The sequence below is a fragment of the Bartonella henselae str. Houston-1 genome, assembly GCF_000046705.1.
In the GTDB taxonomy this organism is placed as follows: Bacteria; Pseudomonadota; Alphaproteobacteria; order Rhizobiales; family Rhizobiaceae; genus Bartonella; species Bartonella henselae.
In genome coordinates this window covers 285360-310476 of record NC_005956.1, presented here as the reverse complement: position 1 = coordinate 310476, position 25117 = coordinate 285360, and the positions used below count along the sequence as shown (strand labels likewise).

22 protein-coding genes and 1 other RNA gene are annotated in these 25117 nt (G+C 38.8%); 22 read left to right on the top strand and 1 reads right to left on the bottom strand.

What is annotated here, in order from left to right; translation table 11 throughout:
• Nucleotides 1–547 precede the first annotated feature (547 nt).
• The 21 genes from ffs (at nucleotide 548) to truB (ending at nucleotide 22319) form a co-directional block, all read left to right on the top strand.
• Nucleotides 548–645, top strand: an RNA gene (gene ffs / locus AYT27_RS01195) — signal recognition particle sRNA small type.
• A 222-nt stretch (nucleotides 646–867) separates the two neighbouring features.
• Nucleotides 868–2808, top strand: a complete 1941-nt coding sequence (locus AYT27_RS01190) for a DNA polymerase III subunit gamma/tau (protein ID WP_011180183.1) — start codon at nucleotides 868–870, stop codon at nucleotides 2806–2808.
• Between the two features lie 14 nt (nucleotides 2809–2822).
• Entirely contained in the window at nucleotides 2823–3149 is a 327-nt protein-coding gene (locus tag AYT27_RS01185; RefSeq protein WP_011180182.1) for a YbaB/EbfC family nucleoid-associated protein, read from the top strand.
• A gap of 34 nt (nucleotides 3150–3183) precedes the next feature.
• A complete protein-coding gene (gene recR, locus AYT27_RS01180; protein ID WP_011180181.1) occupies nucleotides 3184–3789 on the top strand; it encodes a recombination mediator RecR in 606 nt (201 codons plus the stop codon).
• Between the two features lie 92 nt (nucleotides 3790–3881).
• Entirely contained in the window at nucleotides 3882–4910 is a 1029-nt protein-coding gene (locus AYT27_RS01175; RefSeq protein ID WP_034447670.1) for a YeiH family protein, read from the top strand.
• A 583-nt stretch (nucleotides 4911–5493) separates the two neighbouring features.
• A complete protein-coding gene (gene tsaB / locus AYT27_RS01170; RefSeq protein WP_011180179.1) occupies nucleotides 5494–6177 on the top strand; it encodes a tRNA (adenosine(37)-N6)-threonylcarbamoyltransferase complex dimerization subunit type 1 TsaB in 684 nt (227 codons plus the stop codon).
• The gene (gene rimI, locus AYT27_RS01165) at nucleotides 6177–6668 is read left to right on the top strand and encodes a ribosomal protein S18-alanine N-acetyltransferase (protein ID WP_011180178.1); all 492 of its coding nucleotides are present in this window, start codon (nucleotides 6177–6179) and stop codon (nucleotides 6666–6668) included. Before tsaB ends, rimI begins: the two co-directional genes overlap by 1 nt.
• A 31-nt stretch (nucleotides 6669–6699) precedes the next feature.
• The gene (miaB, locus tag AYT27_RS01160) at nucleotides 6700–8076 is read left to right on the top strand and encodes a tRNA (N6-isopentenyl adenosine(37)-C2)-methylthiotransferase MiaB (protein WP_011180177.1); all 1377 of its coding nucleotides are present in this window, start codon (nucleotides 6700–6702) and stop codon (nucleotides 8074–8076) included.
• A gap of 163 nt (nucleotides 8077–8239) precedes the next feature.
• A complete protein-coding gene (locus AYT27_RS01155) occupies nucleotides 8240–9340 on the top strand; it encodes a PhoH family protein (protein ID WP_011180176.1) in 1101 nt (366 codons plus the stop codon).
• 20 nt (nucleotides 9341–9360) lie between these two features.
• Entirely contained in the window at nucleotides 9361–9837 is a 477-nt protein-coding gene (gene ybeY, locus AYT27_RS01150) for an rRNA maturation RNase YbeY (RefSeq protein WP_011180175.1), read from the top strand.
• Between the two features lie 102 nt (nucleotides 9838–9939).
• The gene (locus tag AYT27_RS01145) at nucleotides 9940–10959 is read left to right on the top strand and encodes a hemolysin family protein (protein WP_011180174.1); all 1020 of its coding nucleotides are present in this window, start codon (nucleotides 9940–9942) and stop codon (nucleotides 10957–10959) included.
• Nucleotides 10922–12556, top strand: a complete 1635-nt coding sequence (lnt, locus tag AYT27_RS01140) for an apolipoprotein N-acyltransferase (protein ID WP_011180173.1) — start codon at nucleotides 10922–10924, stop codon at nucleotides 12554–12556. The genes AYT27_RS01145 and lnt overlap by 38 nt, the downstream gene beginning before the upstream one ends.
• 148 nt (nucleotides 12557–12704) lie before the next feature.
• Nucleotides 12705–13121 (top strand): helix-turn-helix domain-containing protein, encoded by a 417-nt coding sequence (locus AYT27_RS01135; protein WP_011180172.1) that lies wholly within the window; start codon nucleotides 12705–12707, stop codon nucleotides 13119–13121.
• 120 nt (nucleotides 13122–13241) lie between these two features.
• Nucleotides 13242–14510: a methionine adenosyltransferase gene (gene metK, locus AYT27_RS01130; protein ID WP_011180171.1), complete on the top strand. Its 1269-nt coding sequence runs from the start codon at nucleotides 13242–13244 to the stop codon at nucleotides 14508–14510.
• Nucleotides 14507–15208: a tRNA (guanine(46)-N(7))-methyltransferase TrmB gene (locus tag AYT27_RS01125; RefSeq protein ID WP_011180170.1), complete on the top strand. Its 702-nt coding sequence runs from the start codon at nucleotides 14507–14509 to the stop codon at nucleotides 15206–15208. The genes metK and AYT27_RS01125 overlap by 4 nt, the downstream gene beginning before the upstream one ends.
• A 128-nt stretch (nucleotides 15209–15336) precedes the next feature.
• Nucleotides 15337–15987 (top strand): ribosome maturation factor RimP, encoded by a 651-nt coding sequence (gene rimP, locus AYT27_RS01120; protein WP_011180169.1) that lies wholly within the window; start codon nucleotides 15337–15339, stop codon nucleotides 15985–15987.
• A 49-nt stretch (nucleotides 15988–16036) separates the two neighbouring features.
• On the top strand, nucleotides 16037–17623 hold the full coding sequence (gene nusA, locus AYT27_RS01115) for a transcription termination factor NusA (RefSeq protein ID WP_011180168.1): 1587 nt from the start codon (nucleotides 16037–16039) through the stop codon (nucleotides 17621–17623).
• A 26-nt stretch (nucleotides 17624–17649) separates the two neighbouring features.
• On the top strand, nucleotides 17650–18285 hold the full coding sequence (locus tag AYT27_RS01110) for an RNA-binding protein (RefSeq protein WP_011180167.1): 636 nt from the start codon (nucleotides 17650–17652) through the stop codon (nucleotides 18283–18285).
• A complete protein-coding gene (gene infB, locus AYT27_RS01105) occupies nucleotides 18282–20819 on the top strand; it encodes a translation initiation factor IF-2 (protein ID WP_011180166.1) in 2538 nt (845 codons plus the stop codon). Before AYT27_RS01110 ends, infB begins: the two co-directional genes overlap by 4 nt.
• 128 nt (nucleotides 20820–20947) lie before the next feature.
• Entirely contained in the window at nucleotides 20948–21355 is a 408-nt protein-coding gene (gene rbfA, locus AYT27_RS01100) for a 30S ribosome-binding factor RbfA (protein WP_011180165.1), read from the top strand.
• 4 nt (nucleotides 21356–21359) lie between these two features.
• The gene (truB, locus tag AYT27_RS01095) at nucleotides 21360–22319 is read left to right on the top strand and encodes a tRNA pseudouridine(55) synthase TruB (protein WP_011180164.1); all 960 of its coding nucleotides are present in this window, start codon (nucleotides 21360–21362) and stop codon (nucleotides 22317–22319) included.
• A 468-nt stretch (nucleotides 22320–22787) separates the two neighbouring features.
• Here the strand turns inward: truB and AYT27_RS01090 are convergent, their stop codons facing one another.
• The gene (locus tag AYT27_RS01090; RefSeq protein ID WP_011180163.1) at nucleotides 22788–24416 is read right to left on the bottom strand and encodes an MFS transporter; all 1629 of its coding nucleotides are present in this window, start codon (nucleotides 24414–24416) and stop codon (nucleotides 22788–22790) included.
• Between the two features lie 322 nt (nucleotides 24417–24738).
• On the opposite strand from AYT27_RS01090, the gene rpsO reads away from it, so the two are divergent.
• On the top strand, nucleotides 24739–25008 hold the full coding sequence (rpsO, locus tag AYT27_RS01085) for a 30S ribosomal protein S15 (protein WP_011180162.1): 270 nt from the start codon (nucleotides 24739–24741) through the stop codon (nucleotides 25006–25008).
• Nucleotides 25009–25117: the final 109 nt, after the last annotated feature.

Here is a 25117-nt window from a genome sequence, read left to right as displayed (position 1 = left end):
CACAGGCGATTCTAGCTTCATTTTTAGTCATGCAAAAACTCATAATCAAACCGCCTTTCAGACTACAGTCATGCAAGCCTTCTCACAGCAAGATTAACCTTTTTTCTCTCATTTTTAAAGAATGCATCAACTATTTGAAGCGATAAAATACCTATACGGATTAAATTGTGCTCTTCAAAAATGATTTTCTTTCTTCTATTTTCTAACTTCAACCAATTAAATGAACCTTATGCTTCATTTTCTCTTTTACTGTTTCAAATTTCCCATCATGCGTTTAGCAAATTTATAAAATACGTCCTTCCACCACTCAATCCCTCACCTTAGCCAACGAGCATCTGCTCAATTCAAACCCATTATGTGAAAAGAGCGCATGATTTGTTCATAACAAATCACTGTGGGACCCTGTTCCAATAAACATTGATAAATCTCGAACATATTTGTAATGCGTAATGCACAAATTAAGCTCAAAGGGGAATTTTTGATCGTTCTTTCCATATTCTTCGTTTCTTAGCTTGATTTTTCATTTTAAATCGACAATATAAACGTGGGAGGTTGGTGGTGGACGCACTGCTCGCCAACCGGGTCAGGTCTGGAAAGAAGCAGCCCTAACGAGTTCTGGTACGGGTCATCGTACCAGCCTCCTATTTTAACGGGATAAGTTATATTTTTATCGCTTTTCAATTTTTTTCTTCAATTTTTAGAGTAACTTTTGCCTAGAGCAAAGAGATTTGGTTATCTTTACGCCAATATTTTCACTTCTTAAAAAATATTGATTGAGAAAAAATCCTTTTATATTAGAGTACAGTATTAGCTTGTCTCGCATGTTATCGAAAATGTCCTACAAACGCTTTAAAGTTGGAATCATTGATGAAAAATATGCCGGTAGAAACAACCTATCGCGTTCTTGCTCGTAAATATCGACCTCAAAATTTCTCCGACCTCATTGGTCAAGAAGCGATGGTGCGCACTCTTACTAACGCCTTTGAAACAGGACGCATAGCACAAGCATGGATGCTCACGGGAATTCGTGGAGTGGGAAAAACCACAACAGCACGTATTTTAGCACGTGCACTCAACTATAAAACAAAAGATATTGACCAACCAACAACCGTATTGAATACACTTGGTGAACATTGCACGCAAATCATTGAAGGACGCCATATTGATGTTATCGAAATGGACGCAGCTTCACATACGGGTATTGATGATATTCGTGAAATTATTGAACAAATACGTTATCGTCCTGTTTCTGCGCGCTATAAGGTTTATATTATTGATGAAGTACACATGCTCTCAACACAGGCATTTAACGGCTTATTAAAAACACTTGAAGAGCCACCACCACATGTAAAATTTATTTTTGCAACAACAGAGATTCGTAAAGTTCCTATTACGATCCTTTCACGTTGCCAACGTTTTGACCTACGGCGTATTGAATCGGCAGTTTTGAGTGCACATCTACGCCAAATTGCTCAACATGAAAATGTGGAAGTGGAAGATCAAGCGCTCTCCATGATTGCACGCGCTGCAGAAGGCTCCGCACGAGATGCACTCTCTATTTTTGATCAAGCAATTGCTCATAGCAATGGCAAAATCAGCGCTGTTACAGTGCGAGCAATGCTCGGCTTAGCTGATCAAGCTCGTATTATTGATCTGTTCGAATTCCTCATGAAGGGGAATGTTGTCAATGCACTCCATGAATTACGTAGCCAATATGATGCCGGTGCTGATCCCCTTACCATATTGACAGAATTAGCCGATTTCAATCATCTGGTCACACGTTTGCGTTTCACACCAGAGATATTGGAAGATCTCTCACTTACTGAAGACGAGCGTTTGAGAAGCTTAGATTTTTCAAAAAAACTTTCCGTTCCTGTTTTGTCTCGAAACTGGCAAATGTTACTGAAAGGTTTACAGGAAGTGAATCAAACCGCGCGTCCACTTCAAGCTGCTGAAATGTTATTAATTCGCCTTGCTCATGTTACAGATCTGCCAACTCTTGATGAAGCTTTAAAAAAGCTTATGCAAGAAACAACACCTCTTACAATCGTTTCCAATTCTTCTCATCAAGAGTCCACAAGTACGAATAATACAACAAAAATAGAAGCTGCAAACGCCTATTCTTCTTTACAGGTTGCAAACCCGTCGTCACACCAGCCAGATTGCAAAACATCCGTGACAAACCACTTAAATGATTGCTTACAATCGGAAAATTTACTCAAATTTCAAAACCTCGAAAGCTCTCACTCTCCTGAAGTCACAGAAATTCTTGAAACTTCTCAATCTGTTACCAATCCTCAAAATATTACAAATTTACCGCATCCCTCCACACACACAACAAAGCAAGCCACTCAACCAAAAGCTATAGTTATTGATTCTTTGCACGATATTGTTAAATTAGCTGAACAGCATGATGAGATCACTTTTAAACTTCTCATTACAGAATTTGTTCACCCTGTTTCTTTTGAACCAGGACATATCATTTTGAGGATTGCTGAAAATGCTCCACATTCACTTAAGAATGACATAAAAAAAATGCTGTCTCAATGGACTGAAAAACGGTTGACTATAACCTTTGTTAATGAAGGAGGAGGACCAACCCTACAAGAAGAAAGTATGGCTATCCAAAAAACTCTTTTTTCCAATGCAGAAGCAGATCCTGATATAGCGAAAATCCTCTATCATTTTCCAGAAGCAAAAATTGTCGATATTCGCCTAAATAAACAAGAAAACAACCTTGATTTACTCCCTAATACCTTTAAAAATGCCGATACCTTTAAAAATGAAAATGATATCGATGATGAATAAGGATACCTATTCCTATGCGTGATATGATGAACATGATGAAAAAAGCCAAAGAAATGCAAGAAAAAATGCAGAAAATTCAAGAGGAAATGGCAAATCTGCAAGTGACAGGGACTGCTGGTGGTGGACTTGTCAGCATCACCTTAAACGGTAAAAATACCATAACAGCAATCAAAATTGATCCTTCATTACTTAAACCTGAAGAAATTGAAATCCTCGAGGATCTGATTATGGCTGCTTATAATGAAGCCAAAACAAAAATTGAAATCGCTATGCAAGAAAAAACCAAAAGCATGACAGCAGGGCTACCACTTCCACCCGATTTCAAACTCCCGTTCTCATGAAACCAAATTTTACTGAATTCTTTGGAAACAGAGTATGTCTAAACATATTGCAGGACCTGAGATTGAGCGTCTTATTCAGCTTTTAGCCCGTATACCAGGTCTGGGTCCTCGGTCAGCACGTCGTGCTGCGTTGCATCTCATCAAAAAAAAGGAAACATTGCTGGAACCTTTAGGAGCAGCAATACAAGCAGCTGTACAAAAGGTCTGCATTTGTTCTGTTTGTGGAAATGTAGATACAATTGACCCTTGTTCGATTTGTACAGATCCACGTCGTGATGATGCAACAATTATTGTTGTTGAAGATATTGCTGATCTGTGGGCTCTAGAACGTGCAAAAACTTTAGCTGCACGTTATCATGTCTTGGGTGGAAAGCTTTCTCCTTTAGATGGAATAGGTCCTGATGAACTCAACATCGCTCCCTTAATACAGCGCGTTGTACAAAACCCAATTACAGAGATTATTCTCGCTGTTAATGCTACTGTCGAAGGACAAACAACAGCGCATTATATCACTGATCAGCTTTCCAATTTTTCAGTTAAAGTTACCCGACTCGCTCATGGTGTGCCTGTAGGAGGTGAACTTGATTATCTTGATGATGGGACTTTAGCAGCAGCCTTACAAGCAAGAACAAATCTTTAATTTTTTTTCTTTTACCCGTTATTTTTTTTATTTATTGACTATCATTTCTTTATTTATGGAGAGGAACATTATTTATGGGAAGGAACATTAAAATTATAAAAAAAAATCTCGCATTTTTAAACGACTTTTCTCCTGGTATCCTAGCATGTTTAATTATATCAGTCTTGGCTTATGGTTTAGAAATCTTAGAAAAACAACTTTTTGGGCAAGCATGGCTTGAAAGCCTTGTGTTGGCAATTCTCTTAGGATCCATTACCGGTAGTTGTTTTACTTTGCCAAAATATTTTCAAAAAGGTATAACTTTTTGTGCAAAAACACTTCTTGAAATTGCTATTGTTCTTCTAGGAGCAAGCATTAGTGTTAATGCAGTTCTTTCAGCCGGTTGGAATTTACTTGCTAGTATCATATTTGTTATATTTGTAACGCTTATCCTCAGTTTTACCATCGGTAGACTTTTCGGGCTTTCTTCGCATTTAGCGATGCTCGTCGCTTGCGGGAATGCTATTTGTGGCAATTCAGCAATCGTCGCCGTTGCACCTGTCATTAAAGCAAAACATGAAGAAGTGGCATCATCAATTGCTTTTACTGCTCTTTTAGGGGTTCTTATTATTCTATTTCTTCCTTTTTTACATCCATTTCTGAATCTGTCATTTAGCCAATATGGTGTGCTTTCCGGCATGGTTGTTTATGCTGTACCACAGGTTTTAGCAGCAACAGCATCTGTCTCTTTTGTGAGTGTTCAAATTGCAACAGTTGTTAAATTGGTGCGCGTTCTCATGTTAGGTCCTCTTATTTTTGCTCTGTCAATCCTCTATCATCGATCAGCACAAACACGATTGCGCTTACACACTCTCGTCCCATGGTTTATCATTGGTTTTATTTTTATGATGCTCATCCGCTCAAGTAATCTTATCCCTGAAAAGACTCTCATCCCTATTAGATTTATTGCTCAGTTATTCACTGTCATTTCAATGGCAGCATTAGGTTTAGGCGTTGATATTCGATCCTTAAAAAAAGCAGGATGGCGCGTCATTCTAGCTTCAACCTGCTCCATACTTATTCTCGGTGTTTGCAGTCTTATCATGATACAATTAAATGATTTAAATCCTATAATGTTTTGAAATATGCGTTTTTAAATATTTTTGCTTTTTTCAATTCAGCATGCAATCACTCCAAAGGTGTGACACTCTTGAAGCAGCTCTTTTATCAAAACAGGTTAAAATTCCAAAACTCTCTTTATCATTTTTACAAATTATATAAAAAATCAAATTGCTTTAAACTGAGTAGCAAGAGTAGAAAGCTGTAAAACTGCTTATTCAAACGGCTTTTCAGCAGACAATTGCTTGCAACTAAACAGTATAATACAAAAATATATCATTCATCATAAAACAATGCCGCTTTTTTTATTTCATTTGCTCTCACAAAATAACGTTTTTATAAAAGGCTTACAGAATATGCTCTTACTTAGGAAATAAACAAATGGGATTTCATGGCTTCTTTCTTTTAAATTGCTTTTACTCACTCTGTATTACAACAGGATAGAATGAGAAAAAATAAACACTCACCATATCTTATAAGAAAGATATTGTTGGCTATTCGCACTAGCAATCTTCTTTAAATATTGCAAAACACACAAAAAAATAAAAAAGAATAAAAAACACTGTAGGTCTTTTGTTTATCATATTATTCAACTAAAATATTTTTATGCTCATCCTTGCTCTAGACACTGCTTCAATTTATTGCGCTGTTGCGCTCATTCGTCAGAAATCTGTCATTGCTCGCATCAGCGAGCGTATGAACAAAGGACATGCCGAAAAACTTATTGGATACATCGCACAAGTAACCAATCAAGCGAATACGACTCTTGATCAAATTAATCGCATTGCTGTCAATATTGGTCCTGGATCATTTACCGGTGTGCGTGTAGGTGTTTCAACAGCACGCGCTTTGTCATTAGCGCTCGAAATACCAGCTGTTGGAGTAAGTGCACTCGAAGCGTTAGCAATGCAAGTAAGCAATAATAATACTGGATTAGCAATCACCGTTGTTATTGAAGCTGGTAGAGATATGTTCTACCATCAAAACTTCAGTGAAGATCTCATCCCTTTAGGAGCACCAGGATTAAAAACAATTGAAAATATCATTGAAGATTTACCGCAACAAACGAGATTAACTGGTCCAGCAGCTGATATTATTGCTCTGCATATTAAAAACAATAAGATAAACAAAAAAATCTTACGAGACAAAACCGTCTGCGAGGCAGCTGACATTGTAAACTATGCCCATCTTGCTGCAAAAAAACAAACACAAGATCACCCCCGTCCACTCTATTTACGGAGTGCTGACGCAAAACAACAAACTGATTTTGCTCTACCACGAAAAAAATAATGTCCAAACTTTTATCGAAAAAAAAGCATTTTTGGATTGCTCCACTAAAAGCTGATGATAGTGTTCCACTTTATCAAATTCATCAGCATTGTTTTGTCCCTGCTTGGGAAAAAAAAACTTTTGATCATTTCTTAACAGATCAATCTATCTTCGGATATAAAGCCTCTCTTATCGGACGCCCTGATGAAATTTTAGGCTTTTGCCTCTGCCGTCTCATTCTTGATGAAGCCGAAATCATCACAATTGCTGTCCACCCTCATTGTCGTCGACAAGGAATTGGCACCTTGCTTATTGATAGTACACTTCGCCATCTCCACCACGAACGCGCTCTAAAACTCTTCTTAGAGGTAGAAGAAACCAATCTTTCTGCTTTGAGCCTTTATAAAGGTTTTGAATTTCAAAAAATTGCTAAACGCTTCGCCTACTACCAATCAAAAAATAGCCGCACAGATGCAATCATTATGCAAAAAACTTTTAAGCAAATAGATTGAGATTTGCGTAAAAAACATTTACAAATGCGCTATGAATAAAGCAAATCCTAAAAATATTCCTCCTTTGGCTCCTAAAAAGGTTTTTATCAAAACCTATGGATGCCAAATGAATGTTTATGACAGCCAACGGATGACTGATAGTCTTAGTTCAAAGGGTTATGTCGCTACACAAACACCAAACGACGCTGACCTTATTCTTGTTAATACCTGTCATATCCGTGAAAAAGCAGCAGAAAAACTCTATTCAGATCTTGGTCGCTTGCGTGTCATGCGTCAAGAACGTACACCTGACAAACCCTTGATGGTTGGTGTGACTGGTTGTGTTGCACAAGCAGAGGGAAGTGAAATTTTGCGCCGTGCACCAATAGTGGATCTTGTTATCGGACCGCAAATGTATCACCGTTTGCCAGACTTGTTAGAACAAACCAAACAGGGCAAAAAAATTGTTGCAACAGAGTATGCTGTTGAGGACAAATTTGCTCATTTACCACCTCATAATAAACGTGCTGTAAGAAAACGAGGCGTTAGTGCATTTTTAACAGTACAGGAAGGTTGTGATAAATTTTGTACTTTCTGTGTCGTTCCCTACACACGTGGTGCCGAAATATCCCGATCTGTTGAGCAAATTACCGAGGAAGCCCGTCAACTCATTGAAGCTGGTGTTAAGGAAATTACCCTGCTTGGACAAAATGTGAATGGTTGGCATGGACAAAATGTGAATGGTAAAACTTGGCGGCTTGGTGATCTTCTTTATCATCTTGCCAAACTAGATGGTTTAAAGCGTTTGCGTTATACGACCAGCCACCCACGAGATATGGATGACAGTCTTATTGCTGCACACCGAGATCTTGACATCTTGATGCCTTACCTGCATTTGCCTGTTCAATCGGGTTCAGATCGTATCTTAAAAGCGATGAACCGCCAACACAAAAGTATTCATTATCTTCAGCTTATCGAAAAAATTCGCAATGCACGACCCGATATTGCTTTTTCAGGCGATTTTATTGTAGGATTTCCAGGAGAGACAGATGAAGACTTTGAAGAAACCATTAAACTTATTAAACAAGTGGAATACAGTTCAGCCTACTCCTTTAAATATTCACCTCGACCTGGAACAGTTGGTGCAACAATGAAGAATCATGTTGAGGAAGCTGTAAAAGATGCCAGGCTCCAGCACTTACAAGTTCTTCTCTTGGAGCAACAAAATGCATTTTTGCGTTCTAAAATTGGACAAACAACAGATGTTCTTATCGAAAAAGCTGGTCGTCACTCGGGACAAATGGTAGGTCGTTCACCTTGGCTTTTACCTGTTGTCGTGGATACACAAGCCTCTACAGGCACCGTAATCCCAATTCATATTAAAAATACAAGCTCAAACAGTTTTGTCGGTGAAATGACAAATATGTAAGCATATCTCTCATGCCTTATTTACAACAGAGATTTTAGGAGAACCCTTTTATTTTTTGAAGAAAATGATTACATTTAAAGCTCGCACTCTATGAAAAAGAGACTGTCTTTATATACAGTTTACCCAAAAAGTGTGCAATATTTGCTAGATATGGGAGAATAGGTTGAAAGCTTCAACCCAAAAAGTAAAGCGCGTTAAAGAGAAAATAAGTACTTGTTCTGAAAATACCGTTATCTCGAAAAAAGAAAGCGCATCAGATGTTCATCATGTTGTTCTCATTTTTGAAAACAATAAATATGCGAAAACAGTATTTGGTAAATTCGATGAAAATCTGACTTATATCGAACAAAAGCTTGGGCTTAGTCTTCATCCGCGCGGTAATGAAATTTTAATCCATGGAAAAACGACGGCCACAAAGCATGCACAATATGTATTACAGCAGCTTTATGAACACGTTAAAATATATCAAGAGCTCACTTTAGCGGATATAGAAGGAGCGATTTCTATGGCAAATTTGCCACATAACCAGCAAGAATCGCCAACAAAAACACAACCTGTAACAAAACGTATACCCGCACGGTTAAGTACCCATAAAAAAACAATCCACGCCAGAACTCCAACACAAGACGCTTACATACACGCAATGGAATCCACTGAACTTGTTTTTGGAATAGGACCAGCAGGAACAGGCAAAACATATCTTGCTGTTGCTCATGCTGCAATGCTTTTAGAGCGTGGTATCATTGAACGCATTATCCTCTCACGTCCAGCCGTTGAAGCTGGAGAACATCTAGGCTTTCTTCCTGGTGACCTTAAAGAAAAGGTCGACCCATATTTACGTCCGCTTTATGACGCCCTCTATGATATGATACCCATCGAAAAAGTAGAACGCATTCTAGCTTCTGGTGTCATAGAAATTGCTCCTCTTGCTTTCATGCGCGGACGAACACTTGCTCATGCCGCTATCATTCTTGATGAAGCGCAAAATACTACACCCATGCAAATGAAAATGTTCCTCACGCGTCTTGGAGAAGGCGCACGCATGATCGTTACCGGTGATATAAGCCAAATTGATTTACCAAAAGGACAAAAGTCTGGTTTAATCGAAGCAATACGTATTCTTTCAAATGTAGAAAATATTACAATTATTCGTTTCGATGAAAAAGATGTTGTACGCCATCCCCTTGTTGCCGCTATCGTTTGTGCTTATGACCGTGATTCTCGAGCAAAAAACAAAGAAACACCCTCTCATACTTCTCATTAAAGAAACGAATTTGATTTATTATGATTACAATTGATATACTTGTTGAAAGCGATGGGTGGAATGACGAGAAAATGCTTTATAACATCACCGAAAAAGCATTAAAAACGATAATGCATCATCTTTCATTGGAAAATGTTGTAAGCGAAATCAGCTTGCTTTTTACGGATGACAAACATATGGCACAAATTAATGCACAATGGCGTGGTAAAAATAAATCCACCAATGTGTTATCTTTTCCTGCTTTTCCCCTTAAAGTTGGAGATTCTCCTGGACCCATGCTTGGTGATATCATTATTGCACGAGAAACTGTTGTTCTTGAAGCAGAAAATGAAGCAAAATCATTTCAGGATCACTTAACGCATATGATTGTCCATGGTATTCTTCATCTGCTTGGCTATAATCATGAAACAAATGAAGAAGCCTCTCATATGGAAGAGCTCGAAAGAAAAATTCTTCAAAAGCTTTCCATTAAGGATCCTTATGCTGAATTATCTTAATAAAAATGATAAAAATTAATTTTTAAAATCAATATCACCATCATAAAATTTAAAATACCCTATGCCTTTCTTACAGAAAAAAGTTTAGAAGATCTCAAAACCATGGCAAACAAAGTGAATGCACAAAATAATAGTCAAACACCTTCTCATATTGAAGAACATCCTCCTCAACCAGCGAATCATACAGAAAAATACTCCCTGATGAATCATTTGTTTTCGTTCTTACGTGGCCGCAATTCTACGTCACTGCGCAATGATCTTACTGTTGCACTCACTGCTGACAATGAAAAGGATACGGCACTCTTCTCACCTGAAGAACGTACTATGCTGCATAATATCTTACGTTTGCGCGAAGCACGCATTGATGATGTTATGATTCCACGTTCTGAAATTGAGGCATTAGACATAAATACCTCTCTTGGAGAAGCACTCAAATGTTTTGCAAAAATTGGACATTCTCGCATACCTGTTTATGCTGAAACCTTAGATGATCCACGAGGAATGATTCATATCCGCGATATCCTCAATTATATAACGCGCTTTATTACCAAATCAGCTCAAACCGAGCAAACATCCGATTCACTACAGTTAACCTATACAGATTTGCATACCCCTATCGGCGAACTTGATCTTATCCGAACAGTTCTCTTCGTTCCTGGCTCCATGCTTGCAAGCACATTATTGACCCGTATGCAAACCACACGAACACAAATGGCTTTGGTAATTGATGAACATGGTGGTACAGATGGTTTAGTTTCTATGGAAGATATTGTCGAATTAGTCGTTGGTGATATCGAAGATGAACATGATCATGTTGACAATGCTATCGTGCGCGAACCCAATAATAAATGGCTTGTTGATGCGAGAACTGAACTAGAAGATGTGGAGAAAGCTCTCGGTCCTGATTTTATTGTAGGGGAATATGGTGATGAAGTCGATACCATCGGTGGTTTGATTGTTTCTATTCTTGATCGCATTCCCGCAAAAGGTGAAATCATTGAAGCGGTGCCAGGTTATCGATTCCGTATTTTAGAAGCTGATAAACGTCGGATTAAGCGCTTACGTATTTTTCGTATTCCGGAGAATGAAAGTTTTAAACAAAATGTCATCTCCGAAGAGTAACTTCGTGTTTTTAAACAGTGTCAAGATGTCCTTGTTTTCCCTCACTGGTTGGAAACGGCAAGGGGTGTTGTTTTTATGTGGTGCATTGACATCCTTTGCACTTCCGCCCTTTTATTTAACACCTCTCTGTTTTTTAACTTTTCCTGTCTTCATTGTTTTACTTGATAAAATCAGTGCTCTTCAAAACAATAGAAAATGCCTTCTGATCTACGCTTTAAGCTGTGGAACCTTTGGCTTTGGTTATTTTATTTTTGGTTTTTGGTGGCTGTGTAATGCTTTACTGACAGACCCAATTACTTTTGGATGGGCTGTGCCATTCGCTATTTTCTGCCCTCCCCTTTACCTTTCTCTTTATTGGTTTTTTGCCGGTTTTATTGTCGGTTTTTTATGGACAAAAGGAATAGCACGCTTTTTTATTCTGGCTTTTGCGCTTGGACTAGCAGAATGGTTACGTTCTATTTTATTCACAGGCTTTCCGTGGAATGCTCTTGGTTATACAGCTATGCCAACCCCTATGCTTATGCAATCCGATGCAATCTTCGGACTGTATGGAATGAATATCCTTGCCGTCTTCATCTACAGTTTACCCACTGTTTTATTCACAGATGAAAAAAAGAAAACCGCACTTTTTCTTTGCTTAGCGCTGATACTAGCCCACTGTGGTTTTGGATTTTATCGCCTCAATACTGCCCCTAAAATGACTGATTATCAAAAAAGCAGTTATTGGGTGCGCATTGTTCAACCTTCTATAGAGCAAAACACAAAATTGAGCAATACTGAGCGAGAGGCTATATTTGCAGCTCATATGAATCTAAGTGCAACATCAATAGTGGAACAGCATCCAGAACCCGACTTTATCGTATGGCCTGAAGCATCTATTCCTTATCTTCTCTATGATAACTCTACTATCACAATGCGCATTGCCTCTCTTCTCAAGCCAAAACAATGGGCTATTATTGGTGCTATACGTGCCAGTAATAATCCTCTCAATGAAAAAACGCAGTATTTTAATACAATTGCAGTCATTAATGCTACAGGAAATATTTTAACTACCTCTGATAAACTTCATTTGGTTCCTTTTGGTGAATATCTGCCTTATCAGAATTTATTGAAAAAAATTGGATTGCATGCCCTTGCTGATACTATTGGTGGATATAGTACTGCGAGTGTACGCAAAACTGTTATGATGCCGAATGGATTTTCTTATCTTCCTCTAATCTGTTATGAAGCAATATTTCCTAATGAAATGGTTTTTAAAGGTTCTCCTCCTCAAGCAATCATTAATGTTACAAATGATGCATGGTTTGGCGTAACACCCGGTCCATACCAACATCTTCAACAAGTGCAGCTTCGTGCAGTTGAACTGGGAATCCCTCTTATAAGAGCAGCCAATAATGGAATATCAGCTGTCATTGATTCTTATGGACGAATCGTTGTAGCTCTCCAGCAAAATGCTGTTGGCATTGTTGATTCACCAATTCCATCACCCATTACCCCCATAGGAAACAATGAATACAGGATATTCTCTACTTTCATCTTATTCATTCTTATGCTATTGTGCGGACTCGGTTTTGGTTCTACAAAACAGCTTAAATGATCGGATGCCCACATTCCGGTACCGTATCATGTGTACCATTAAAGTTGGGAAAAACTATTACATATTGTTTTATTGTATGATAAATCAACCTCACATAAATCTGACGTTGATTTGGAAGTAAAGTGCTGGAAATTTAAAGAGTTACATTATGACCGAGACTAGAAAAAAACCCGATCCTATAGATGTCTATGTCGGAACCCGTATTCGTTTACGTCGTAATATTTTAGGACTCACCCAAGAAAAATTGGGTGAAAAGCTAGGTATCACTTTCCAACAAATCCAGAAATATGAAAAAGGGACAAATCGTATCGGTGCAAGCCGTCTTCAAGCGATTGCTGAAATTATGGATGTCCCTGTTTCTTACTTTTTTGATAAAGGCGTTGGTACACAGCAGGTAGAAGGTTTTGCTGAAAGTGATAATGATTTTATGGACTTTTGTTCTAGCAGTGAAGGAATCCAACTTATGCGTGCTTTCACGAATATATCCGATTCTAAAGTACGTCGGAAAATCATTGATTTGGCAAAAGCACTTTCTGAAGAAGAAGATTTAACAAACAAACTATAAAATAAAAATTATATCTTTTCTCTCGCTCACCTTATCAATCAACATTGATGATTTGTCATGGGATTGGCAAATAAGGGCAATTTTAATATAGAGTTGGTTTTCTTTGTTTAAGGAGTTCCTATGTCGCATCAAGATTATCTTTTTACAAGTGAATCAGTATCGGAGGGACATCCTGACAAAATTTGCGATCGTATTTCTGATGAGATCGTTGATATGATCTATAAAGAAGCTCAAAAAACTGGTACTGATCCATGGTTAGTACGCATCGCTTGCGAAACCTTAGTAAGTATCAACCGCGTTGTTATTGCTGGTGAGGTACGTGTTCCTGATACACTCTTAAAAAGAGATAAAAATAGGGAATTTATCTACGATGAAACTGGTTTACCACGCATTAATCCTGCACGTTTTCGTGCAGTAGCACGTCGTGCTATTCGTGCAATTGGTTATGAACAAGTAGGCTTTCATTGGAAAACCGTTAAAATTGATGTTCTTTTGCGCCCACAATCAGTTGACATTGCACGGGGGGTTGATAATGCTAGGGATCGGCATGATGAAGAAGGAGCAGGTGATCAGGGCATCATGTTCGGATATGCTTGTCGTGAAACACCAGATCTCATGCCCGCGCCAATTTATTATGCACATAAAATTCTCAAACTTCTTGCTGAAGCGCGTCATAAAGGAGAAGGAGAAACTGGAAAATTAGGGCCAGATGCAAAAAGTCAAATAACAATACGGTACAAGAATGGAAAGCCTATAGAAGTAACATCCATCGTTCTTTCTACACAGCATTTAGATGAAAGTTGGGATTCCCATAAAGTCCGCACAGTGGTTGAGCCTTATATCCATCAAGCTTTGCATGATATTCCTATTTCCGATCAATGCAGTTGGTATATTAACCCAACAGGAAAATTTGTTATCGGTGGCCCCCAATGTGATGCTGGACTGACAGGACGTAAAATTATCGTTGACACTTATGGAGGTGCAGCCCCCCATGGTGGAGGAGCTTTTTCAGGCAAAGATACAACAAAAGTTGATCGTTCTGCAGCTTATGCTGCACGCTATCTGGCTAAGAATATTGTTGCAGCTGACTTAGCAGAACGATGCACTATTCAACTCTCCTATGCAATCGGCGTTGCACAACCCTTATCCATTTATATTAATTTCCATGGAACAGGAAAAGTCGATGAAAGTATTATCGAAGCAGTAATCCGGAAAATAATGGATCTTTCACCGACAGGAATCCGGAAACATTTAGATCTCAACAAACCGATTTATACAAAAACAGCCGCTTATGGTCATTTTGGACGCAAACCAAAACGTGATGGTTCATTTTCATGGGAAAAAACTGATCTCATTAAAACGCTTCAAAAAATGATTAAGGTACCATGATTGATCATAATATACGTACAGGTAAGGCCTTTTTTGGTCGTCGAAAAGGAAAACGGCTACGGAACAGTCAGCTTGTACTTATAAAAAAGCTTTTTCCAACTCTGGACATTAACTTAAATAACTCTGTACCCCTAAACTTAACGTCCTTATTTTCCAGAAAAGTAAAAGAAGTTCGTCTTGAAATTGGCTTTGGTGGAGGCGAACATTTGCTCCATGAAATGAAACATTTTCCACAAACCGGTTTTATCGGAATCGAGCCCTTTATCAATGGCATGGCAAAAATGTTAATGTCTCTTGAAGAACATAAACAGTATCAAAATCAACTTCGCCTTTATAATGATGATGCCACAGGCCTCCTTGATTGGCTCCCAAATGCATCACTTGATGGAATAGACCTCTTCTATCCTGATCCATGGCCTAAAAAAAAGCATTGGAAAAGACGCTTTATCAACATGAAAAATCTTAATCGTTTTGCTCGCGTTCTTAAAACAGGAAAAAAATTCCGCTTTGCCAGCGATATAGAAAGTTATGTAAACTGGACCCTTTACCATTGTTCAAACCATCACAGTTTTGAATGGGAAGCAAAAAATCCTAAGGATTGGAAAACACCTTATACGCTATGGTCAGGCACTCGTTATGAAGCAAAAGCTTTACGCGAAGGACGAGCACCTACTTATCTTACTTTTATCAAGAAATAGATGATGAAACGCTCTTCTTATAAAAAAACTTGAAAAATTTTTAATTTAAGAGTATCAATGGTTAAATTCTTGGTCTTATGATGAAGAGTGGGCCGTCTGGACCCGCTCTTTTTTATGTCATAAAACTAATGAAACTGACTTGGATAAAGTGTATGAGCAAAACTGAAAGAATAAGCGATATTGATGAGCCGCGTCTGTTTGAAGAAAACGGCGTTGAAGCACATATTGCTGCTTTTGTTATGCCATTGCTCAAACCTTTAGGTTTTCGTTTGGTTCGCGTAAAACTTCTTGGGCTCAATGGTTTAACGCTTCAGATTATGGTAGAACGCCCTGATGGCTCTATGACCGTAGAAGATTGTGAAACTGTTAGTCGAACTGTTTCACCCCTTCTTGATGTACAAAATGTTATTGAACGCAAGTATCATTTAGAAATTTCATCTCCTGGAATTGATCGTCCATTGGTAAGAAAATCTGATTTTTTTCATTGGCAAGGGCATATTGCGAAAATTGAAACCAAAATAATACTTGAGGGGCGTCGAAAATTTCGTGGAACGCTTACAAATATTACGCAAGATGGATTTACTTTAAATACCGATAAAGCCGCTTATGGAGAATCCATGTATATTTCTATTCCTTTTGATGACATCATCGATGCGCATTTGGTGCTTACCGATGAACTTATTCGCGATGCGTTGAAAAAAAATAAAGATTTAAGCCAACAATTTATCTCAGAAGATAATCAAAAACTCTCAAAACAGGAACGAAATTACAAGAATTAATATCACTGGGATCAATGCCCATCGTGTGGTACAAAGAAGGAGAAAATCGATGGCTACAAGCGCTAACAGGCTTGAAATTCTGCAAATTGCAGATGCTGTTGCACGTGAAAAGTCGATTGACCGTGAAATTGTCATTTCTGCGATGGCCGATGCTATTCAGAAAGCGGCGCGTTCTCGTTATGGTCAAGAAACCAACATCCGTGCTGAGATCAATTCAAAAACAGGTGAAATTAAATTACAGCGTCTCCTTAAAATTGTTGATATCATTGAAGACTATACAAGTGAAATTACTTTATCTGATGCACTCAAACGTCAAGCGGATGCTAAAGTGGGTGATTTTTTCGCCGATCTTTTACCCCCCATGGATTTTGGACGCATCGCTGCGCAATCTGCTAAACAAGTTATTGTACAAAAAGTACGCGATGCAGAGCGTGAACAACAATATGAAGAATTTAAAAATAAAATTGGTGAAATTATTTCCGGTACGGTAAAACGTGTCGAATATGGCAATGTTATCGTTGATCTAGGACGCGGTGAAGCTATTGTGCGTCGTGATGAATTAATTCCACGTGAATCTTTCCGCTATGGAGATCGTATTCGCGCCTTTGTTCACGATGTGCATCGCGAACCACGCGGTCCGCAAATTTTCCTTTCACGCACACATCCCCAGTTTATGGTAAAACTTTTTACCATGGAAGTGCCAGAAATTTATGATGGTATTATAGAAATCAAATCCGTTGCCCGCGATCCAGGTTCACGTGCTAAAATTGCGGTTGTCTCACGCGATGGCTCGATTGATCCCGTTGGAGCATGCGTTGGAATGCGAGGAAGTCGTGTACAAGCTGTTGTTGCAGAATTACAAGGCGAAAAAATTGATATTATTCCTTGGTCACCTGATGCTGCAACATTTATCGTCAATGCACTACAACCCGCCGAAGTTTCTAAAGTCGTCCTCGATGAAGATGCTGAACGTATTGAAGTTATTGTGCCTGATGACCAGCTTAGCCTTGCTATTGGTCGGCGTGGACAAAATGTCCGTTTAGCTTCCCAACTAACAGGATGGAATATTGATATCTTAACGGAGCAAGAAGAATCTGAAAACCGTCAAAAAGAATTTACTGAACGCAGCAAACTGTTTATGGAATCTTTAGATGTCGACGAAATGATCGGGCAGGTTATGGCATCAGAAGGCTTTTCTTCCATTGAGGAAATCGCTTATATTGATCTTGAAGAAATCGCTTCTATTGATGGTTTTGATCATGAAACTGCTGCTGAAATCCAAAACCGTGCACAGGAATATTTAGAACGCAAAGAAAAAGAACTTGATGAAAAACGTAAAAAACTCGGTGTTTGTGATGAACTGCGAATGCTTCCTGGAATGACAAGTGCTATGTTGGTTGCTATTGGTGAAGATGGTGTCAAAACAATGGAAGATTTTGCAGGCTATGCAGTCGATGATTTGGCTGGCTGGAGAGAACGTAAGGAAGGTCAAACACAGAATTTTTCTGGTATCCTGACTCCATTCGATATTACACGCGCTGATGCTGAAGCTATGGTTTTAGCTGCACGTGTGCAAGCAGGCTGGATAAATCAAGCTGACCTTGTTACAGAAAATTCTGCAGAAAATGAAAAATAAATAATTTCAATGTGGATGCATTTTAAATGAATGAACGGACCTGTATTGTGACAAGAAAAAATGCTTCAGCAAAAGCGCTGATCCGTTTTGTTATTGGTCCCAATAATCAAATTGTCCCTGATCTTAAATCAAATTTACCTGGGCGTGGCGTCTGGGTATCATCCCGCCGCTCTGCCATTGAAGAAGCAATCAGAAAAAAAGCTTTTAACAAAAGTTTTAAAACAGATGTCGAAGTCGCCTCAAATCTTGCCCATATTGTAGATACACTTTTACTAAAAGCTGCTCTTGGCAGCCTTTCCATAGCGCGAAAAGCAGGCGCCGTTGTTATGGGGGCAACCAAAGTTGATGCAGCTATTCGCTCTGGTCAAGTGATTTTTGTCCTTCATGCTAGAGAAGCTACAGAAAATGGGAAACAGAAAATTTCACAAGCCATCCATACAATACAGCAAAAAACAAATCAGGACATAAAAACTACATCTTTATTTACAAGTTATGAAATGCGTGTGGCTTTTGGAGCTAATCCTGTAATGCATGCTGCCTTATTGAACATGAAAGCCGCAGAAGGATTTCTTAAAACGATAAACAAACTAATTGCCTATCGTGATGACAAGCACAGTAAGCCTGGTGAGATGACGGCACAAGCCGTGAAGGAAATACAATGAGTGAAAATAATAACGACAAAATAACAGTCAAGAGGACACTGACCCTAAAGAGGTCCGTCCTGGAAACAAGCACGGTCAAACAAAATTTTAGCCATGGCCGTACAAAGGCTGTCGTCGTCGAAACCAAGCGGCGCAAAATTACGCGGACTGATGAAAAAGCTGAAACACCACAGCCAATTACGAAACCACATGTGGCTCCCCAACGCTCTAGACCACGATTCGAAGATGCTAAACCCAATGAACCTACGGCTAAAAGTAATCTTTCATCAGCTGAAATAGAAGCAAGACTTCGTGCGTTAGAAGAAGCACATATTCAAGAAAGAATAATACGTGAACAAGCCGAAGAAGAAGCAAGACGTGCAAAAGAGCGTGAAGAAAGTTTGCGGCAAACTATTCAAAAAACTGAAATAGATGAAACACCTCAAGAAGAGGAAGAACCTACGCTACAGACACAAACTCCATCTCTTTCCCCTGCTCAATCCCAAATAGAACCGATAAATATCCCTATCACGCCTAAAAATACAACTGTAATTGAAAAACGCAAAGCAGATGAAACCAAAGAGGATGATCGAAATAGCCGACGCACTAACCTTGCTAAGTCAGAAGTGCGTGCACCCAAAGTTTTAAAAGGAGCCGATGAAAAACGTCGTGGAAAGATTACTCTTAATAGTGCATTGGACGAAGAAGGAAGTGCACGTGGGCGCTCCATGGCTGCAATGCGCCGCAGGCAGGAAAAATTTAAACGTGCGCAAAACCAAGAACCAAAAGAAAAAATTTCTCGCGAAGTTATTCTTCCTGAAACCATTACCATTCAAGAACTTGCACAACGTATGACTGAACGCTCCGTTGATGTGATTAAGTTTCTTATGAAACAGGGACAAATGATGAAACCTGGCGATGTGATTGATGCTGATGTTGCCGAGCTCATCGCCGTTGAATTCGGCCACACTGTTAAACGTGTTTTAGAATCTGACGTAGAAGAAGGTATCTTTAATATAGCTGATAATCCTCAAAAAATGCAGCTACGCCCACCTGTTGTAACAATTATGGGCCATGTCGACCATGGAAAAACTTCTCTTCTTGATGCTATTCGAAAAGCGAATGTCGTTTCTGGTGAAGCAGGAGGAATTACACAGCATATTGGTGCTTACCAAGTGGAGAAAAACGGGCAAAAAATTACCTTTATTGATACACCTGGACACGCTGCCTTCACAGCTATGCGTGCTCGTGGAGCTCGTGTTACCGACATCGCTGTTCTGGTTGTTGCCGCTGATGATAGTGTTATGCCGCAAACAATTGAATCAATCAATCACGCAAAAGCTGCTGGGGTACCCATTATTGTTGCCATTAACAAAATTGATAAACCAACTGCAAATGCGCAAAAAGTGCGTACAGAACTTCTGCACCACGAAGTGTTTGTTGAAACAATGGGCGGAGAAACTTTGGAAGTTGAAGTTTCTGCTAAAACTGGTCAAAATCTCGATAAACTTCTCGAAGCTATTCTTCTTCAAGCTGAAATTCTTGATTTGAAGGCTGATCCCCAACGAACCGCTGAAGGTGTTGTCATTGAAGCGAAACTGGATCGAGGACGTGGATCTGTTGCAACGGTGCTTGTTCAAAAAGGAACATTGCATCCTTCTGATATTATCGTTGCTGGCAATGAATGGGGGCGTGTACGTGCTTTGATTGACGACCATGGTCGTCATGTCAAAGAAGCTGTTCCCTCTACACCCATCGAGATTTTGGGCATGCAAGGAACACCACAAGCTGGTGACCGTTTTGCTGTTGTCACTCATGAAGCAAAAGCACGCGAAATTGCTGAATACCGCCAACGATTAGCACGTGATAAAGCTGTTGCTCGCCAAACTGGTTCTCGCGGTTCTCTTGAACAGATGATGAGCAAATTGCAAACCACTGGTGTTAAAGAATTTCCTCTTATTATTAAAGGAGATGTGCAAGGGTCAATTGAAGCAATCGCTTCAGCATTAGAAAAACTAGGAAATGAAGAAGTGCGTGCACGCATTGTGCATTCTGCTGCTGGAGGAATCACTGAAAGTGATATTTCTCTTGCTGAAGCTTCTCATTCGGCTGTGATTGGTTTTAATGTTAGAGCTAATAAACAAGCACGTGATTGTGCCAAAACACAAGGAATCGAAATTCGCTATTATAATATCATCTATGATCTTGTTGATGATATTAAAGCTGCCATGTCAGGATTGCGTTCACCAGAACAGCGTGAAACTTTCCTTGGTAATGCTGAAATTTTGGAAGTCTTTAATATTACAAAAATCGGAAAAGTTGCTGGATGCCTCGTTACAGAAGGTAAAATAGAACGAGGAGCTGGTGTACGCCTTATCCGCGATAACATCGTTATTCATGAAGGAAAACTTAAAACACTCAAACGCTTTAAGGATGAAGTTAATGAAGTACAAAGTGGTCAAGAATGTGGAATAGCATTTGAAAACTATGAAGACATACGTACTGGAGATATCATTGAAACCTTCCACATCGAACATATTAATCGCACATTATAAAATAATCCAATGGCTTTACTCTTTATAAAATGGGAAAAGTTATCCGATTTACGCTCAATGCCTCTATTCTTTTTTTTTATGCTTTAATTGGATCGAGAAAAGAGGAATTTTAACGAGGTAAAACTTCGATGAAAAATGCAGAGCCATCACAACGGCAACTAAGAGTAGGAGAACAAGTACGCCATGCGGTAGCTCATATACTGCAGCAAGGTATTTTACTTGACAATCTCTTGAAAAATATGGTGATTTCTGTCGTTGAAGTGCGCATGTCGCCAGATTTAAAAATTGCCATTTGCTTTGTTTCTCCACTCAGTACTGTTCATAACGCTTCTCGTGCTGATGTTGTGAATGCTCTCAATAAACATAGCCGTTTTATCCGTGGAGAAATAAGTCATTCATTGCGACAAATGAAATACATGCCTGAACTGCGTTTTCGACTTGATAACAGTTTTGATAATTTTTCAAAAATAGATGCTCTCCTGCGCTCACCTGAAGTAGCACGCGATCTTCACCATAACGATAAAGTTGGAGATTAAAGATATGGCACGGCAAAGCAAAAAAAAAGGCCGTCCTGTTTCTGGTTGGATTATACTTGATAAACCAAAAGGTATGAGATCAACAGAAGCTGTCTCACAAATTAAATACCTCTTTCATGCGCAAAAAGTAGGACACGCCGGCACGCTTGATCCCCTTGCTTCTGGTCTCCTGCCAATTGCATTGGGGGAAGCAACCAAAACCGTTCCCTACGTGATGCAAGGTACAAAAACCTACCGTTTTCACATCGCTTGGGGAGAAGAGCGTTCAACAGATGATTTAGAGGGTGAAATAACGCACACATCTTCTAAACGTCCAACACGAGAAGAGATACTTGCTCTTCTTCCTCAATATACAGGTGTTATTTTGCAAACACCCCCACAATTTTCGGCAATTAAAATTGCCGGTAATCGAGCCTATGATCTAGCACGTGAAGGTGAAGTCGTTGAAATCCCACCACGTCAAGTGGAAATAGAAACTTTCAAATTAATAGAAATGATAACCAAAGATCATTCTATCTTTGAAATCACCTGTGGAAAAGGAACCTATGTGCGCTCCTTAGCACGCGATATGGGACGTGATCTTGGTTGTTATGCGCATATTGCTGATTTAAGACGTATTGCAGTCGCACCTTTTTGTGAAAATGATCTCATCACATGGGATGAACTCAAAGCAGTTGAACTAGATAAAAGTGCAAAAAATGAAAAGGATGCTCCTTTTGAAAGAAATTTCATAAAACTTGACGAACTCTTAATTGAAACGATTTCTGCACTAGAATGTCTCTCTCATTATACCCTTAGCCAAACTCAAGCACAGCAAGTTATGAAAGGCAATACAGTGCTCCTATATCATCACGATGTACCTCTTGATGAAGATGAGGTTTGTGTCCTGTATCAAGACCAACTTCTTGCTATAGGCGCTCTTGAAAAAAACCAATTCAAGCCAAAGCGTCTTTTCACAATTTAATCCGCTTTTTCTCACAGCAATTTCTTACAGAAAAATACTTTTCATATTAATAAAGGGAAGAAAGCTCTTTTCACTGTTTTAAACTTACCTTTTCACGATAATTCATATCAGAGCCTAAAATCTGTGATATACTCATAATTCTGACTCTAGCTTGAAAATAAAGCACAAGAATTTGTCTTTGTCGTTTTAAATCGTCTCTTTGATCATTTGGATATATGCCATATGCTCTCTCGTTAAAAAGATTTTGTAGAATGAAAACTCAGGTTTGAGCCTAAAAAAAAATCGCAATGCTGATGAGCTCTCCAACTGTTTTTTCAATAAAAAGCTGTCCTCAAATTATCAACAACATAAAGTGTTCATTAAAACATCTAAAACTTCTGCTGTTCTGTTCATTCCAACAAATTCATCTATAAAAATAGTATCATACATATTTTACAGTTTCAAAAAACTGTTCTAGCTCTCTTATCATTAAGGTAACTGATCCGCAGAGGACTTTAAATGCATTTCACTGACATTTGGTATCGTTTGCCGCTCAATCATGCGGTGTACTCTTATACCGTCAGGAGCACGATTTAAGCGACGCAAGAGTTTATTGACCTCTGCATCTGCTTTTATGCGGCGGTGATTATGGCGCAAATAATCTACCCATGTTGGCATATGATACGCTTCTCTCCAATATTGGGGCCTTTCAAGATCGCGTAAGAGAACCCATTGGCGAGCACCATCACGTAAACGAATATGGCGGCGACGTGTCATCACTTTGAGAAATTCTTCTAGATCATCTTCATGAATTTGATAATCGATCATAATCATGATTGGACCACTCCTTGCTTTTAGATCGAGTAAAAGCTCTGGTTCTCTAAAATGATCAAGCGGATCTAGATCTATCCGAGGAATTTCCTGAATTCTAAATTTTATCCCCGCAAGTGCTCCAAAAATCAAGAAGAGAGAACAAATACTTAAAGCAATTGTTGGAGAATAACCATCAGCTAAAACGCCCCAAATCATGCTTCCAATAGCCATCCCACCATAAGAAGCTGTTTGATAAAGTGCTAAAACACGTGCAACAACCCAACGAGGTGTAGAAAGTTGTACAGATGTATTAAAGAGTGATAACGCTAACACCCAACATAAGCCTGCAGGAAATAAAGCAATATGGCTTATAATCAGTGAACGGCTCATTGCTAAAAAAAAGCAGGAAAAAGAAAAACCAATAAACGCACTTGCAATAATTGTCTCTAAACGAAAATAATTTCGTACAGATGCATTAATAATACCAGCTGTCATAGCTCCAAGACCAAAACAACCAAGTAATGTCCCATAAAGAAATGCGCTTCCCCCAAGAATTTTATGCACAACAATTGGCAAAAGTGCCAAAATCGAAATCGCTCCAATACCAAACAGAAACGCCCTGACCATAATACTGAGAAGATTAGGTGACATTGCAACATAACGTAAACCATCTGAGACAGCTCCAAAAAGTCTTTCTCGTGGTAACGTGTTGTTTTCATAGATCGGTTTCCAAAAAAACAAAGTACCAATTAAAGGAATGTAACTTATTGCATTAAACAAAAAAGCTGCAGCCACACCTAAAGTTGCAATGATAGCTCCCCCAATAGCAGGACCTACACTACGCATTAAATTAAAGCCAACACTGTTTAAACTCACAGCAGCAGGAATATTTTCCCTGCTCACAATGTCTCCTATTGTTGCTTGCCAAGAGGGATTATAAAAAGCAGTTCCACACCCAATCAAAAATGTAAAACATAATAAAAGCCAAGGTGTTAGAAAGCTCATAGAGGATAAAATAGCCAAAATCATTGATATAATCATCATCATAATCTGTGCGTACAACATAATTTGACGACGATTAAAATTGTCTGCTAATGCTCCTGCCATCAAAGAAAACATAACAAGAGGCAATGTTGTAGCGCTTTGAACAAGCCCTACCATAGAATGCGAAGAACTAATCAATGCCATTAACCACCCTGCTCCTACAGCCTGTATGAGCCCCCCTAAATTAGAAATGAGAGTGGATGACCACAAATTTCGAAATACCGAATTACGAAAAAGTTTGAATGTTGAAATGCTCTGCATCTTTTGCCTCCAAATCGGTATTCTATCGCTTTTTTTTTACAATATACATTCTGTTAAGCAGGAATCTTTGTCTCAAAAGGATGCATAATTCTTTAAAAATTTTTCATAAAACAGTATAAAAATCAATCTTTCAAAACAAAAGCCTTTATTTAAAAAGAGTTTCAAAATGCTTTGAAGGACTAGTATTTTGACCTTCTTTCCTATATAAATGTTACGATAAATAAGAAGTCTTTGACTCTTCTTGTTTTCTCACAGACCCTTGCTGAACGACATCTCGGCTATGGGTGACTTTTGTTTATTCATTTTTTGAAAGGATAAGACGATGTCGATTACAGCTGAACGTAAAAAAGCTATTGTCGCAGAATATGCCAATAAAGTCGGTGATACAGGATCACCAGAAGTGCAGGTCGCTGTACTTTCTGAACGTATTGCTAACTTGACTAATCATTTTAAATTTCACAAAAAGGATAACCATTCTCGTCGCGGTCTTTTGAAAATGGTGTCTCAACGCCGTCGCTTACTTGATTACCTTAAAGGAATTGACCAAAATCGTTATCAGACACTTATCAAGAAGTTAGGTTTGCGCCGCTAAAACAAAAATGGGTGAATGGTTTTTCTACAAAAATCCACCCATTTTTTTCGGCTTTCTGCTTTCAGTTGAAAGCTTTAAAAACTAATGAATAATCATCATGAGGCAGGAT